The organism is Streptomyces sp. NPDC085460, assembly GCF_044541975.1.
Lineage (GTDB): Bacteria > Actinomycetota > Actinomycetes > Streptomycetales > Streptomycetaceae > Streptomyces.
The window spans coordinates 358,517-373,262 of sequence record NZ_JBITTO010000009.1 but is presented as its reverse complement, the minus strand read 5'-3'; the positions used below and the strand labels follow the sequence as shown (position 1 = coordinate 373,262).

Annotated in this window: 12 protein-coding genes; 9 read left to right on the top strand and 3 right to left on the bottom strand. The window is 75.2% G+C overall.

Going from position 1 to position 14,746, the window contains the following annotated elements; genetic code table 11:
- Positions 1 to 132 precede the first annotated feature (132 nt).
- The 6 genes from ACIGHB_RS25145 (at position 133) to ACIGHB_RS25120 (ending at position 8,863) form a co-directional block, all read left to right on the top strand.
- Entirely contained in the window at positions 133 to 2,349 is a 2,217-nt protein-coding gene (locus ACIGHB_RS25145; RefSeq protein ID WP_399916014.1) for a molybdopterin oxidoreductase family protein, read from the top strand.
- 118 nt (positions 2,350 to 2,467) lie between these two features.
- A complete protein-coding gene (locus ACIGHB_RS25140; RefSeq protein WP_399916012.1) occupies positions 2,468 to 3,955 on the top strand; it encodes a CitMHS family transporter in 1,488 nt (495 codons plus the stop codon).
- A 125-nt stretch (positions 3,956 to 4,080) separates the two neighbouring features.
- A complete protein-coding gene (locus ACIGHB_RS25135; protein ID WP_399916010.1) occupies positions 4,081 to 4,962 on the top strand; it encodes a hypothetical protein in 882 nt (293 codons plus the stop codon).
- A gap of 55 nt (positions 4,963 to 5,017) precedes the next feature.
- Positions 5,018 to 5,854 carry a class F sortase gene (locus ACIGHB_RS25130; protein ID WP_399916007.1) on the top strand — a complete coding sequence of 279 codons (837 nt, stop codon included), beginning with the start codon at positions 5,018 to 5,020 and terminating at the stop codon, positions 5,852 to 5,854.
- A 421-nt stretch (positions 5,855 to 6,275) separates the two neighbouring features.
- Positions 6,276 to 7,667 carry an aldehyde dehydrogenase family protein gene (locus ACIGHB_RS25125; protein ID WP_399916005.1) on the top strand — a complete coding sequence of 464 codons (1,392 nt, stop codon included), beginning with the start codon at positions 6,276 to 6,278 and terminating at the stop codon, positions 7,665 to 7,667.
- Between the two features lie 116 nt (positions 7,668 to 7,783).
- Positions 7,784 to 8,863, top strand: a complete 1,080-nt coding sequence (locus tag ACIGHB_RS25120) for a Zn-dependent alcohol dehydrogenase (protein ID WP_399916003.1) — start codon at positions 7,784 to 7,786, stop codon at positions 8,861 to 8,863.
- 108 nt (positions 8,864 to 8,971) lie between these two features.
- Here the strand turns inward: ACIGHB_RS25120 and ACIGHB_RS25115 are convergent, their stop codons facing one another.
- The 3 genes from ACIGHB_RS25115 to ACIGHB_RS25105 all read right to left on the bottom strand — a co-directional run bounded on the left by ACIGHB_RS25115 (position 8,972) and on the right by ACIGHB_RS25105 (position 12,222).
- Positions 8,972 to 10,081 carry a DMT family transporter gene (locus ACIGHB_RS25115; protein ID WP_399916001.1) on the bottom strand — a complete coding sequence of 370 codons (1,110 nt, stop codon included), beginning with the start codon at positions 10,079 to 10,081 and terminating at the stop codon, positions 8,972 to 8,974.
- Positions 10,082 to 10,707: 626 nt separating this feature from the next.
- Positions 10,708 to 11,403, bottom strand: a complete 696-nt coding sequence (locus ACIGHB_RS25110) for an ArsR/SmtB family transcription factor (RefSeq protein WP_399915999.1) — start codon at positions 11,401 to 11,403, stop codon at positions 10,708 to 10,710.
- 18 nt (positions 11,404 to 11,421) lie between these two features.
- Positions 11,422 to 12,222, bottom strand: coding sequence for a TetR/AcrR family transcriptional regulator (locus ACIGHB_RS25105; protein WP_399915997.1), 801 nt, complete (start codon positions 12,220 to 12,222; stop codon positions 11,422 to 11,424).
- A gap of 108 nt (positions 12,223 to 12,330) precedes the next feature.
- Here ACIGHB_RS25105 and ACIGHB_RS25100 point away from each other — a divergent pair, with 108 nt between their 5' ends.
- From ACIGHB_RS25100 to ACIGHB_RS25090, 3 genes are all read left to right on the top strand, one after another.
- Positions 12,331 to 13,482, top strand: coding sequence for an acyl-CoA dehydrogenase family protein (locus ACIGHB_RS25100; RefSeq protein ID WP_399915995.1), 1,152 nt, complete (start codon positions 12,331 to 12,333; stop codon positions 13,480 to 13,482).
- Between the two features lie 221 nt (positions 13,483 to 13,703).
- Positions 13,704 to 13,994, top strand: a complete 291-nt coding sequence (locus tag ACIGHB_RS25095; protein WP_169092536.1) for a YiaA/YiaB family inner membrane protein — start codon at positions 13,704 to 13,706, stop codon at positions 13,992 to 13,994.
- A gap of 98 nt (positions 13,995 to 14,092) precedes the next feature.
- Positions 14,093 to 14,725, top strand: coding sequence for a TetR/AcrR family transcriptional regulator (locus ACIGHB_RS25090; RefSeq protein ID WP_360318838.1), 633 nt, complete (start codon positions 14,093 to 14,095; stop codon positions 14,723 to 14,725).
- The last annotated feature ends 21 nt before the right edge of the window (positions 14,726 to 14,746 follow it).

The window sequence follows — 14,746 nt, the reverse complement described above, 5'->3', positions numbered from 1 at the left end:
CACCCCTCCCCGACATGCCTACCGGTCGGTATGCTCGCGTCGATTCATTGATTCCTCGCCCCCCATCGCCGCCCCCCATCGCCCATCGCCGCACCGCCGTCCGCCGTACCGCCGCCGTCCACGGGAGACGTCATGACCACGGCCCCGCGCATCTGCCCCCTCTGCGAAGCGACCTGCGGACTCGTCCTGACCCTCGACGGCAGCCGGGTCACCGGCGTCCGCGGGGACCGCGACGACGTCTTCAGCCGAGGCTTCGTCTGCCCCAAGGGCGCCGCCTTCCCCCAGGTCGACTCCGACCCGGACCGTCTGCGCACCCCGCTCGTCCGGGAGGACGGCCGGCTGCGGGAGGCGAGCTGGGAGGTGGCCTTCGACACGATCGCGGCGAGAATCCGCCCGCTGGTCGAGGATTACGGCCCCGACGCCCTGGGCATCGTCCTGGGCAACCCCAACGTTCACACGATGGCCGGAGCGCTCTACCCGCCCCTCCTCCTCCGCGCCACGGGCACGAGCAACCTCTTCACCGCCTCCACGCTCGACCAGATGCCCAAGCACGTCTCCAGCGGCCTCCTCTTCGGCGACCCCTTCGCCATCCCCGTGCCCGATCTCGACCGCACCGACCACCTCCTGGTCATCGGGGCCAACCCGCTGGATTCCAACGGAAGTCTCTGCACCGCCCCCGACTTCCCCGGCCGGCTCGCCGCGCTGCGCCGCCGCGGCGGCACCCTCACCGTCGTCGACCCCCGCCGCACCCGCACCGCCCGCCTCGCCGACCGCCACCTCGCCCCCCGGCCCGGCACCGACGCCCTCCTCCTCGCCGCGCTCGTCCACACCCTCTTCGCCGAGGACCTCACCGCCCCCGGCGCCCTCGCCGACCGCACCGAGGGCATCGGCCAGGTCCGGGACGCCGTACGGGAGTTCACCCCCGAGGCCGTCGCCCCCGTCTGCGAGCTCGACCCCGGCACGATCCGCGCCGTCGCCCGGGAGCTCGCCGCCGCGCCCACCGCCGCCGTCTACGGGCGGATGGGCAGCTCCACCGTGGCCCACGGCACCCTCGCCAACTGGCTCGTCGACGTGCTCAACGTCCTCACCGGCAACCTCGACCGCCCCGGCGGCGTCCTCTTCCCCCGCTCCGCCACCGCCCCCGCGCCCCGGCCCGCCGGGCCCGGCCGCGGCTTCGCCCTCGGCCGCCGGCGCAGCCGCGTCTCCGGGCACCCCGAGGTCAAGGGGGAGTTCCCGCTCGCCGCGCTCGCCGAGGAGATCGACACCCCGGGGGAGGGTCGCGTCCGGGCGCTGATCACCATCGCCTCCAACCCCGTCCTCTCCGCCCCCGACGGGCTCCGGCTCGACGCCGCCCTCGCCGGCCTCGACCTGCTCGTCTGCGTCGACCCCTACCTCAACGAGACCACCCGCCACGCCGACGTCCTGCTGCCCCCGCCGCCGCCCTCCCGGAGCGCCCACTTCGACTTCGCCTTCAACGGCCTCGCCGTCCGCGACCAGGCCCGCTTCACCCCGGCCGCCGTCCCCCTGGAGGCCGGCGACATGGACGAGTGCGAGATCCACGCCCGGCTGGTCCTCGCCGCGTCCGGCATGCACGGGGCGCCGCCCTCCGCCGTGGACGACTTCGCCGTCGACGCCCTCGTCGCCAAGGCGGTGACCCAGCCGCACTCGCCCGCGTACGGCGCCGATCCCAAGGAGTTCGCCGCCGCCCTCACCGGCGAGAACGGGGCCGAGCGCCGGCTCGACCTGATGCTGCGGCTCGGGCCGTACGGCCTCACCCTCGACGAGCTCAAGGCCCACCCGCACGGCATCGACCTCGGACCGCTCAAGCCGCGCCTGGACGAGGTGCTGAGGACCCGCAGCGGGCGGATCGAACTCCTCCCCGCGCCCATCGCCGCCGACCTGCCCCGGCTGCGGGCCGCCCTCACCGCCGTACCGCAGCCCGGCACCCTCCAGCTGGTGGGCCGCCGCCACCTGCGCTCCAACAACAGCTGGCTGCACAACACCCCCGCCCTCACCGGGGGTTCGAACCGCTGCACCCTCCAGGTGCACCCGGACGACGCCGGCCGGCTCGGGCTCGCCGACGGCGCCCCCGCCCGCATCAAGGGCGACGGCGGCGAGCTCACGGCCGAGGTCGAGGTCACCGACACGGTGCGGCCCGGGGTCGTCAGCCTCCCGCACGGCTGGGGCCACGACCGCCCCGGCACCCGGCTCACCGTGGCCGCCGTCCGCCCCGGCGTCAACGTCAACCAGCTTCTCGACGGTTCGCTGCTCGACCCGCTCTCCGGGACCGCCGTCCTCAACGGCTTCCCGGTGGAGGTGACCCCGGCGGCACCAGCGTCACGGCTGTGACCTGGGGTTTTGCTCGTATTGCTCACGCGTCGACCCCTTGTTGAGGCCGGAAGGAGGCACCTACGGTCATCCGGACCGCCGCTCGGCGGCTGTTCAACGGTGAACGTGAGGTGCCTCCATGCTGACCGTCCTCGGCTTCGCCATGATCGCGACCTTCCTGGTCCTGATCATGATGAAGAGGATGTCGCCGATCGCGGCGCTCGTCCTGATCCCCGCCCTCTTCTGCGTCGCCGTCGGACAGGGCGCGCAGCTCGGCGACTACGTCATCGACGGCGTGAGCAAGCTGGCCCCCACCGCGGCGATGCTGATGTTCGCGATCGTCTACTTCGGCGTCATGATCGACGTCGGACTCTTCGACCCGATCGTCCGGGCCATCCTGCGCTTCTGCAAGGCCGACCCGGTCCGCGTGGTGGTCGGCACGGCGGTGCTCGCCGCGATCGTCTCCCTCGACGGTGACGGCTCCACCACCTTCATGATCACCGTCTCGGCGATGTACCCGCTCTACAAGCGGCTCGGCATGAGCCTCGTCGTCCTCACCGGCGTCGCGGCCACGGCCAACGGCGTCATGAACACCCTGCCCTGGGGCGGTCCCACCGCCCGAGCCGCGACCGCGCTCAAGCTCGACGCCGGCGACATCTTCGTCCCGATGATCCCGGCCCTCGCCGTCGGCCTGCTCTTCGTGATCGCGCTCGCGTACGTCCTCGGCCGCCGCGAGCGGAAGCGGATCGGCTACCTCACCCTCGACGAGGCGCTCGCCACCGGGACCGACGCCGACGCCGGCACCGGCACCGTCCTCGTCGGTGCCGGGGGCGGGGGCGGAGCGGGCGAGAACACGGCCGAGGGCGCTGGCAGGGCCCAGGGCGCGGGCGGCCGGGCCGAGCGGGCGAGCGGCGCCTCCGCCGGTGTCCCGGCCGCGGGCGGAGCGCCCGCCGGTACGCCGGACGAGGAGCCCGCCGCCCCCGGTTTCCAGGGCCTCGACCCGAACCGCGCCACCCTCCGCCCCCGTCTGTACTGGTTCAACGCCGCGCTCACCGTCGCGCTGCTCACCGCGATGATCCTCGAAGTGCTGCCGATCCCGGTCCTCTTCCTCATCGGCGCGGCCCTCGCCCTCACCGTGAACTACCCCCGCCCGGCCGACCAGAAGGAGCGCCTGGCCGCCCACGCGGAGAACGTCCTCAACGTCTCCGGCATGGTCTTCGCCGCCGCGGTCTTCACCGGCGTCCTCACCGGCACGGGGATGGTCAAGCACATGGCGGACTGGCTGGTCGGCGCCATCCCGGACGCGATGGGTCCGCACATGGCGCTCGTGACCGGGGTGCTGAGCCTGCCGCTCACCTACTTCATGTCGAACGACGGTTTCTACTTCGGCGTCCTGCCCGTCCTCGCCGAGGCCGGCGCCGCCCACGGGGTCTCCCCTCTGGAGATCGCCCGCGCCTCGCTCGTCGGCCAGGCCCTGCACATGTCGAGCCCGCTGGTCCCGGCCGTGTACGTGCTGGTCGGCATGGCGAAGGTGGAGTTCGGCGACCACACCCGGTTCACCGTGAAGTGGGCGGCCCTGACCTCGCTGGTCGTCCTCGCCGCCGCGGTCCTCTTCGGGATCGTCTGACCTCCTCCGCCGGACGGGGGACGGGGACGGGCCGCCGCGCATGTCGCTACCGTGTGTGTCCAAGATGTGACGGATAGTCGGATTATCGGTCAACTGCCCGACGACATCCCCGTGGAGGAATCCGCATGCTCGCCCGCACCGCCCGCCCCCTCGCCGCCGTCTCCGGTCTCGCCGTCGCGGGCCTCGCCCTCGCCGGCGGGGCCCCGGCCGCGTACGCCGCCCCCGGCGACAACGGTGACGTGAAGATCCACGAGGTCGGCACGCCCTTCGCCGACCAGCGCAACGAGTCCAAGGTCTGCAACTTCTACCTCGCCGCCTTCAACTTCGACAGCGTCCAGAGGGTGCGGTGGACGATCGCTCCCCAGCCAGACAGGGCGGACGGCCCCGACCTGGCCGGAAGCCTCAGGCTCGCAGGCGGCACCGGCCACACCGACCGGCTCGCCCTGCCCGACGGCACGTACAGGCTCACGTGGACCTTCGCGGGGGCTCAGGGAGCGGGTAAGAACAAGGTCTTCCAGGTCGACTGCCCCGACGGCGGCAACGGAGCCGCCGGCAACGGCGTCAACGGCACCGGCGCCAACGGCAACGGCAACGGCAACGGCAACAGCAACGGGGGCGGTGGCAACGGTGCCAACGGCACCGGAGGCAACAGCGAGAGCTCGAACACCTGGAACGGCGGCGGAGGCAACGGCAACGGAGGAAACGGCAACGGAGGCAACGGCGGCGGAGGCAGCAGCGAGAGCGGTAACAGCGAGAGCGGCACCAGCTGGAACGGCAACGGAGGCAACGGCAACGGAGGGAACGGCTGGAACGGCGGCGGCGGAGGCAACGGCCAGCGGCCCCCGCAGGGTCCGGTCGGTGCCGGTGGTGGCGGCAGCGCCGAGATCGCCGCAGCCGAGGACGGCTCCACCTTCGGTGTGGGGGCGGCTGTCGCCGCCGGCCTCGCGGGCACCGTCGGCCTGGTGCTGATCCGCCGTTCGCGCCGCCGCAACGATGGCGCGGCGTAACGCCCGTCTCACGCGTCGGCAGCGACGGCTCATCCGGCTCACCAGGACCGTGGCGGTGGCCGCGGTCCTGGTGACCGGGGGCGTGTGGTGGAGCGGGAGCGGGGACCCCGCCGACCCGCAGCCCGTCGCCGGAGCCGACGCCAAGTCCGACGCGGCGGCTCGGGCCGAGGCGCGCGGCCCCGGCCAAGGCGACGGGGCCACCACCTCCGGCGCCGGCCCCCGCACCGCCGCCGGGGATGCGACCCGGCCCGGTACGGACGCTGCCCGGCCCGGTACGGACGCGGCCGGGAGTCGCGCCGACGCGGCCCGACCCGGCGCCCACGCGGCCGGCCCCCGTACCGACGCCGCCCGGCCCCGTACCGCCCCCGCCGGCCCCGCCGGTGCCCGCGCGGCGCGGACCCCCGTGTCGCCGCCGCACGCCCCGCTCTCCCGCTCCCGCCCCACCCTGGTCGCCGTGCCCGCGATCACCACCGAGGCGCCCGTCCTGGACATCGGGCTCGACCGGCAGGGGCGCCTCGACGTGCCACCGGTCGACGACCCGCAGAAGGTCGGCTGGTACGCGGCCGGCCCCGCGCCCGGCGAGCGCGGCACGGCCGTGGTGGTCGGGCACCGGGACACCACCACCGGGCCGGCCGTCTTCCTCGACCTCGACTCGCTCGGCCCCGGGAACACCGTCCGGGTCGCCCGCGCCGACGGCCGGGTCGCCGTCTTCACCGTGGACAAGGTGCGCACCTACCCGAAGTCCGCCTTCCCCGACAAGGAGGTGTACGGCCCCACGGGCCGGCCCGAACTGCGCCTGCTGACCTGCGGCGGAGCCTACGACCGGGGTGCCGGGTACGACGCCAACATCGTCGTCTTCGCCCACCTCACCGATGTCGACACGCAGATCTGAACCGCGAGGACCGCACTGGCCCTGCCCCTCACCGGCCCTGCCCCTCACCGGCCCCGCCCCGCGCTGGCCCCGCACCGGCCGCCCCGCACCGGCCGCCCCGTACCGGCCCCCCGTCGGATACCGTCGCCCGACGGCGCCGGACGGCCCCGGTGCGGGGCCGTTCCGCGTACCCCCGCCCAACCCCCAGCTCCGCCCCACCCGCCCCACCCGCCCCACCCCACCCGCCCCGCCCCGCCCCGCCGCGCCCCGCCCCACTCCGCCGGGCAGGGCGGCCTGGACCGTGATGAGACCCGCCCCACTCCGGCACCCCCTGGCGCCCTAAAACTAACAGCGCTAGTTTGGGCTGGCGGGGGTGCGGGGCCGAGCGGATCGGCTCCGCCGCAGGCGAGCGGTCGAGCGGACCGGGAATGGGGAAGCGCTGATGAAGGCCCACGACGCGATGTACATCGATGGGGAGTGGCGCCCCGCGGCCTCCTCCGAGACGATCCCCGTGGTCGATCCCGCCACCGAGCGGGTCATCGCCCAGGTGCCGGCCGGCACCGCGGAGGACGTCGACGCCGCCGTGCGGGCCGCCCGCGCCGCGCTGCCCGGCTGGTCCGCCACGCCCCCCGCCGAGCGGGCCGCCCGGATCGCCGCGCTGCGCGACGCGCTCGCCGCCCGCGCCGAGGAGATCGCCGCCACCGTCACCGCCGAACTCGGCGCCCCGCCCAAGATCGCCGCCGCGGTGCACGCGGGACTGCCGGTCACGGTGGCCGGCACGTACGCCGAACTCGCGGCCACCCACCCCTTCGTGGAGAAGGTCGGCAACTCCACCGTCTACGCGGAGCCGGTCGGCGTCGTCGCCGCCATCACCCCCTGGAACTACCCGCTCCACCAGATCGTCGCCAAGGTCGCCCCGGCCCTCGCCGCCGGCTGCACCACCGTCCTCAAGCCCGCCGAGAACACCCCGCTGACCGCCCAGCTCTTCGCCGAGGCCGTCCACGAGGCGGGCATCCCGGCCGGTGTTTTCAACCTGGTCACCGGCTACGGCACGGTCGCCGGCCAGGCCCTCGCCGAGCACCCCGGCGTCGACCTGGTCTCCTTCACCGGATCGACCGCCGTCGGCGCCCGTATCGGCGCCCTCGCCGGCGGCGCGGTCAAGCGGGTCGCCCTCGAACTCGGCGGCAAGTCCGCCAACGTCGTCCTGCCCAGCGCCGACCTCGCCAAGGCCGTCGCCGTCGGCGTCGGCAACGTCATGGCCAACTCCGGCCAGACGTGCAGCGCCTGGACCCGGATGCTGGTCCCCGCCGAGCGGTACGAGGAGGCCGTCGCCCTCGCCGCCGAGGCCGCCGCCAAGTACACCCCCGGCGAGCGCCTCGGCCCGCTGGTCAGCGCCCGCCAGCGCGACCGGGTCCGCGGCTACATCGAGCAGGGGATCGAGGAGGGCGCCCGCCTCGTCGCCGGCGGCCCCGAGGCACCGCTGGAGACCGGCTACTACGTCGCTCCGACGGTCTTCGCCGACGTCACCCCCGACATGGCCATCGCGCGGGAGGAGATCTTCGGACCGGTCCTCTCGATCCTGCGGTACGAGGACGAGGAGGAGGCCCTCGCCCTCGCCAACGGCACCGAGTACGGCCTCGGCGGGGCCGTCTGGGGCGAGGAGAGCGAGGCGGTCGCCTTCGCCCGCCGGATGGAGACCGGCCAGGTCGACATCAACGGCGGCCGGTTCAACCCGCTCGCCCCCTTCGGCGGCTGGAAGCGGTCCGGCGTCGGCCGGGAGCTCGGCGCGCACGGTCTGACCGAGTACCTCCAGACCAAGTCCCTCCAGTTCTGAGCCCCGAGGCCCCCGCCCGCAGTCCCGCCCGGCCGCGGTCCCGCCCCCGCCCGCAGTCCCCCCGCCCGCGGTCCCGTCCGCTCGCACTCCCGCCCGCCCGCAGTAAGGAGACACCCGTGATCCGTGCCGCCGTCCTGCCCGCCGTCGGAGCCCCGCTGGAGATCACCGACATCGAGCTGCCGGAGCCCGGCCCCGGCCAGGTGCGGGTCCGGCTCGCCGCCGCCGGGGTCTGCCACTCCGACCTCTCGCTCACCAACGGCACCATGCGCCTCCCCGTCCCCGCCGTCCTCGGCCACGAGGGCGCGGGCACCGTCGTCTCCGTCGGCGAGGGGGTGACCACGGTCGCCCCCGGCGACGGGGTGGTCCTCAACTGGGCGCCGGCCTGCGGCGCCTGCCACCCCTGCTCGCTCGGCGAGGTGTGGCTCTGCGTCAACGCGCTCAACGGCGCGGCGAACGTGCACGCCCGCGCCGCCGACGGGCGCGAGCTCCACCCGGGCCTCAACGTGGCCGCCTTCGCCGAGGAGACCGTCGTCTCCGAGGCGTGCCTGCTGCCCGTCCCGGAGGGCGTACCGCTCACCGACGCGGCGCTCCTCGGCTGCGCCGTCCTCACCGGCTGGGGCGCCGTGCACCATTCCGCCCGGGTCAGGGCGGGCGAGACCGTCGCCGTCTTCGGCGTCGGAGGCGTCGGCCTCGCCACCCTCCAGGCCGCCCGGATCGCCGGGGCGTCCACGATCGTCGCCGTGGACGTCTCGCGGGAGAAGGAGGAGCTGGCGCGGGCCGCCGGAGCCACCGAGTACGTCGTGGCCTCGGAGACCACGGCCCGCGAGATCCGGAAGCTGACCGGGGGGCACGGCGTCGACGTGGCCGTGGAGTGCGTCGGCCGCGCCGTCACCATCCGTACCGCCTGGGAGTCCACCCGGCGCGGCGGCCGTACCACCGTCGTCGGCATCGGCGGCAAGGACCAGGAGGTCTCCTTCCACGCGCTGGAGATCTTCCACTGGGGCCGCACGCTGGCGGGCTGCGTGTACGGCGACTCGGATCCGGCCGCCGACCTGCCCGTCATCGCCGGCCACATCCGGGACGGCAGCTTCGACCTGGGCGCGCTCGTCACCGAGCGGATCACCCTGGACGGCATCCCCGGCGCCTTCGACGCCATGCTCGCGGGCAAGGGCGGCCGCGCCCTCGTCGTCTTCTGACGCCTTACGGAGCGGTACGGGGCTTCCCGGCGCGGTACGGAGCGGGCGCCGGCCCGCGGCGGGACGCCCTCGTCCCGCCGAGGGCCGCGCAAGCGGGTGGCCGGGGCCTCACCCGCGCCGCTCGCCTGCGGCCCCCTCCGGACCTGCGGCCCCCTCCGGACCTGCGGCCCCCTCCGGACCGGTGGCTCCCTCCGGGCCGGTGGCTCCCTCCGGGCCGGTGGCCCCGTCTGGACCCGCGGTCTTCTCCGGGCCTGCGGCCGCGTCCTCCCTGCCGGCGGCCGTTCCCGCCCGCGCGGGAGCGGACGCGCGGGGGCGGGAGCGGGAGACCGCGACGCCCGCCAGGCACAGCGCGCCGCCCACCAGCGTCAGCGCCGCGGGCAGTTCGCCCAGCAGCGCCCAGGCCATCAGGACCACGAGGGCGGGCACGGCGTACGTGGTCGCGCCCATCCGTCCCGCGGTCGTCCGCGCCAGCGCGTACGCCCAGGTCGTGAAGGCGAGCGCGGTCGGGAACACGCCGAGGTAGACCATGTTCGCGGTCGCCGACAGCGGCGCCCTGGCCGCCTCGGACACCAGCTGTCCGGCGAACGGCAGACAGGCGACCGCGCCGATCGCGCAGCCGAAGGTCGTCACCTGGAGCGCGCTCGCGTGGGCCAGCGCCGGCTTCTGCGCGACGACCCCGCCGGCGTACGCGACGGCCGCCAGCAGGCAGAGCGCGACGCCCAGCACCGAGGCGTGCCCGCCCTCGCCGGACATCGACAGGCCCACGGCCACGGCGCCGGCGAAGGAGACCGCCATCCCGGCCAGCAGTCGCGGGGGCAGGGTCTCGCCCAGGAAGCGGGCGCCGAGCAGGGCGATGAGGATCGGGCCGATGTTGACGAGCATCGCGGCCGTTCCGGCGTCCACCTCCTGCTCGCCCCAGTTCAGCGCCACCATGTACACCCCGAACCAGAGCAGCCCGGAGACGAGGATCCCCGGCCAGGCGGCCCGGGACGGCAGCCCCTCGCGCCGGACCAGGAGGACGGCCCCGAGGACCAGCGCCCCGGCGAGCAGCCGCCCGAGGGCGAGCGCGCCGGGGGAGTACGCGGCCCCGGCGCTGCGGATGGAGACGAAGGCCGACGCCCACAGGACGACGGTGACCCCGGCGGCGGCGAGCGCGAGTCGGCCGGTGGTGGGGGAGACGGCGGGGGAGCCGGATGCGGAGGCGGCGGATTTCGGCATACCCCGACGGTATGACCCCCACGCTTCGGCCCACACCGCAATAACGCCACAGGCGCCGGGCCAACGGGCCGCCGGGCCCCTGGCTACCGGGGCCAGTGGGCCACCACCGGGCCACTGGCCTCGGACCGCCGGGCCCCGGGCCGCAGGGCCCACCGGGCCCCGGGTCACCGGGCCACTGGCCTCGGGCCGCCGGCCCTGGGCCACCGCCACCGGGCCTCGGGCCACCGGCCACCCGCCCCCGGCCCCGGGTCACCGGCCGCGGGTCACTGGGCCCCTGGGCCACCGCCACCGGGCCTCGGGCCACCGGCCCTGGGCCATCGCCACCGGGCCTCGGGCCGCTGGCCTCGGGCCCCCGGCTCTGGGCCATCGCCACCGGGCCTCGGGCCACCTGCCACCGGCCACCCGGCCCCGGGCCACTGGGCCCCCGGGCCACCGCCACCGGGCCTCGGGCCACCCGCCACCGGCCACCTGCCCCCGGCCCCGGGTCACCGGGTCACCGGCCCCGGGCCACCGGGCCCCCCGGGGCACCGGGCCCCCCGGCCCCCCGCCCCCAGGCCCCCGGGCGCTCGCCCCGCGCCGCCCCTTCCGTCGCGCGGAGGGACGCCGCTCGCCAGCCACCAGTCGGGTCACCGCAGGGCGTCCGCCGTGATGCCGAGTTCCTGGAGGAGCGCGCGCTCGCCGGCCGGGGTGACCTTCACCGCGCGCTCGGATCCGATCCGTACGCACCAGCCGCTGTCCAGCGCGTGCGCGCAGAACGCCGCTCCGGCGACGCCCGCGAGGTGCGGCCGCCGCTCGGTCCAGTCCAGGCAGCCGCGCGCGAGCGGCCGCCGTCCCTTCGCCACCAGGGGGATGCCGACGTCCGCGAACCACTCCAGGCCCCGGTCCGTGAGGGCGAACCCGGTGTCCTGCCGCAGCAGTCCGCGCGCGGTCAGGGCGTCCGTGACGGCAATGCCGAGTCGCCCGGCGAGATGGTCGTAGCAGGTACGGCCCCTGGCCAGCGCCCGTCCGGCGTTCACGGCGGCCAGCGACCGGCGCGGCTCGTCCGCAGCCGGACCCGCGAGGGCGGCCAGCTCCTCCACGAGCTGCGCGATCCCGGGCCCGGCGAGCCTCACGTACCGGTGCCGGCCCTGCCGCTCCTCGGTGAGCACGCCGCCCGCGACCAGCTTCCCCAGGTGCTCCGTCGCGGTGGACGGCGCCACGCGCGCGTGCCGGGCGAGTTCCCCGGCGGTCCAGGCCCGCCCGTCGAGCAGGGCGAGCAGCATCGCGGCCCTGCTCTCCTCCGCGAAGAGCGCCGCGAACGCGGCGAGATCACTGGCTGCCATGTCCCCAGCATCCCCCGCTCACGCTTCGGCCCGCCCCGAAACGTGACCGCCCGAGGCGCGAGCGCCCGAGACGTGACCGCCCGAGGCGTCAGCGCCCGTAGCGTGCGCGCCGCCCGAGGCGTGAGTGCCGCCCGGGTCGCGAGCGCCGCCCGGCTCATGGACGCCCGGCTCGGCGTGGCGCCCGTGCAGGCCGGCGTACTGCGTGCCCAGGCCGTCGAGCAGGGCGCGCAGGCCGGTGGCGAAGGCGCCTTCGTCGACCTTCTCGCGGTGCTCCGCGAGGCGGTGCGCCTGGCCGAGATGGGGGTAGTCGGCGGGGTCGTACGCCGTCTCGTCGTCGACGAAGCCGCGCGCGAAGGAGCCGAGGGCGGAGCCGGTGACGAAGTACCGCATGAGGGCGCCGATGTGGGTGGCCTGGGCGGGCGGCCAGCCGGCCCGGACCATCGCGCCGAAGACCGCGTCGGCGACCTTGAGGCCCGCCGGGCGGCGCCCGGGTCCCTGGGCGAGGACCGGGACGATGTGCGGGTGGTCGGCGAGGGCGGCCCGGTAGGAGAGCGCCCAGTCGTGCAGGGCCGTACGCCAGTCGCGCGGGTCGTCCGCCTCGAACATCGACAGGTCGATCTTGGCGCTCACCGCGTCCGCGACCGCGTCCAGGATCTCGTCCTTGGTGCGGAAGTGGTTGTAGAGGGAGGGCCCGCTCACCCCGAGCTCCGCCGCGAGCCGCCGGGTCGAGAGGGCGTCCAGGCCCTCCGCGTCCACGAGCGCGCCCGCCGTCTCGACGATGCGTTCTCGGCTGAGCAGGGGCTTGCGCGGTCGGGCCATGGCGCACATAGTAGGCCCGTACCAAGAAAACTAGCAGTGGTAATTAAATGCTGAGCGTGCCGGGCGTTCCGCGCGAACGCCGGGCGGACCGGGTGAGGTGACGTCGCGGTGGATCTGGGACTGAGCGAGGAGCAGGAGGCCGTACGGCGGCTGGCGGCCGACTTCGTCGCCCGCGAGGTGGCGCCGTACGTCGTCGAGTGGGACCAGGCGGAGAACGTCGACCGGGGGCTGGTGAAGAAGCTCGGCTCCGTCGGCTTCCTCGGGCTCACCGTCCCGGAGGAGTACGGAGGTTCGGGCGGCGACCACCTCGCGTACTGCCTCGTCACCGAGGAGCTCGGGCGCGGCGACTCCTCCGTGCGCGGGATCGTCTCCGTCTCCCTCGGCCTGGTCGCCAAGACCATCGCCTCCTGGGGCACCGAGGAGCAGAAGCGGGCCTGGCTGCCCCGGCTCGCCTCCGGCGACGCCCTCGGCTGCTTCGGCCTCACCGAGCCGGGCACCGGCTCCGACGCGGGCAACCTGAGCACCAGGGCCGTCCGCGACGGCGGCGACTACGTGATCGACGGCGCCAAGATGTTCATCACCAACGGCACCTGGGCCGACGTCGTCCTCCTCTTCGCGCGGACGAACGACACCCCCGGCCACAAGGGCGTCTCCGCCTTCCTCGTCCCCGCCGACACCCCCGGCCTCACCCGCCACACCATCCACGGCAAGCTCGGCCTGCGCGGCCAGGCCACCGCCGAACTCGCCCTGGAAGGCGTCCGCGTCCCGGCCTCCGCGATGCTCGGCCCCGAGGGGAAGGGCTTCTCCGTCGCCATGTCCGCCCTCGCCAAGGGCCGCATGTCGGTCGCGGCCGGCTGTGTCGGCATCGCCCAGGCCGCCCTCGACGCCGCCGTCGGGTACGCGGGGGAGCGCGAGCAGTTCGGCAAGCCCATCGCCTCGTACCAGCTCGTGCAGGAACTCATCAGCGACATCGCCGTCGACGTGGACGCGGCCCGGCTGCTGACCTGGCGGGTCGCCGATCTGGTCGACCGGGGCGAGGACTTCGCCACCGCCGCGTCGAAGGCCAAGCTGTTCGCCTCCGAGGCCGCCGTACGCTCCGCCAACAACGCCCTCCAGGTCTTCGGCGGCTACGGCTACATCGACGAGTACCCCGTGGGGAAGCTGCTGCGGGACGCCCGCGTGATGACCCTGTACGAGGGCACCAGCCAGATCCAGAAGCTCATCATCGGGCGGGCGCTCACCGGGGTCTCCGCCTTCTGAGCCGCCGCGCCTGAAGCGGGGCTGAGCCGCTGTGCCCCGGGCGGGGCTGAGCCGCCGCGCCTGAAGCGGAGCTGAGCCGCTGTGCCCCGGGCGGGGCTGGGCCGAGCCGCGACGCCGGGTGGGGCGGAGCCTGACTGAGCCGCTGCGCGGAGCGGGGCTGAGTACGGCCATGAGTACCCGGGCGGATGTGGCGCCGGCCACATCCGCCCGATGCTGTGGGCATGAGCGAGTCACAGGTCAAGCAGCAGAACACCAACGCCTACCACGCGCAGGCCGTCATCTCCTTCGCGATCGCCCTCGCCGCCGTCGCGATCGGGATCTACCAGCTGGAGGCGAGCGCCTGGGTGCGCGCCTTCCTGGCGGTCTCCGTCCTCTACCTCACCACCTCCGCCTTCACCCTCGCCAAGGTGGTCCGCGACCGGCAGGAGTCCGATCGGATCGTCAGCCGGGTGGACCAGGCCCGCCTGGAGAAGCTCCTCGCCGAGCACGACCCCTTCCAGCAGAAGCTCTGAGCGCCGTCCGCCCGGACGGAGTGCGCCCGCGATCTCTAAGCGCTTGCTCAGCTTCGTTGTATGGTGTTCGTCCTGACCGGTCCGAGGAGGAGTGTGGGATGAGCACGGCGGAGCAGACGCCCGGCGGCGAGGACGTGGCCTGGAGCGAGGTCGCGCCCGAGGCCGCGCGGAGGCTGCTGGTCGCGGCCGTCGAGGCGTTCGCCGAACGCGGCTACCACGCCACCACCACCCGCGACATCGCCGGCCGCGCCGGGATGAGCCCGGCCGCGCTCTACATCCACTACAAGACCAAGGAAGAGCTGCTCCACCGGATCAGCCGCATCGGGCACGACCGGGCCCTGGAGATCCTCCGGGCCGCCGAGCTGCGGGACGGCGCCCCCTCCGACCGGCTCGCGGACGCCGTCCGCTCCTTCGTCCGCTGGCACGCCGAGCGCCACACCACCGCCCGGGTCGTCCAGTACGAGCTGGACGCGCTCGGCCCCGAGCACCGCACCGAGATCGTGGAGCTGCGCCGGGAGACCGAGGCGACCGTGCGCCGGATCATCGAGGAGGGCGTGGCGGCCGGCGAGTTCGACGTGGCGGACCCGTCCGGCACCACCGTCGCCGTGCTCTCGCTGTGCATCGACGTGGCCCGCTGGTTCAACGTCCAGGGACGCCGGACGCCCGACGAGGTCGGCGCGTTCTACGCCGACCTCGTGCTCCGCATGGTGGGCCACCGGGCTCAGCGGTAGTACCGGGGGCGGGAACCGGGG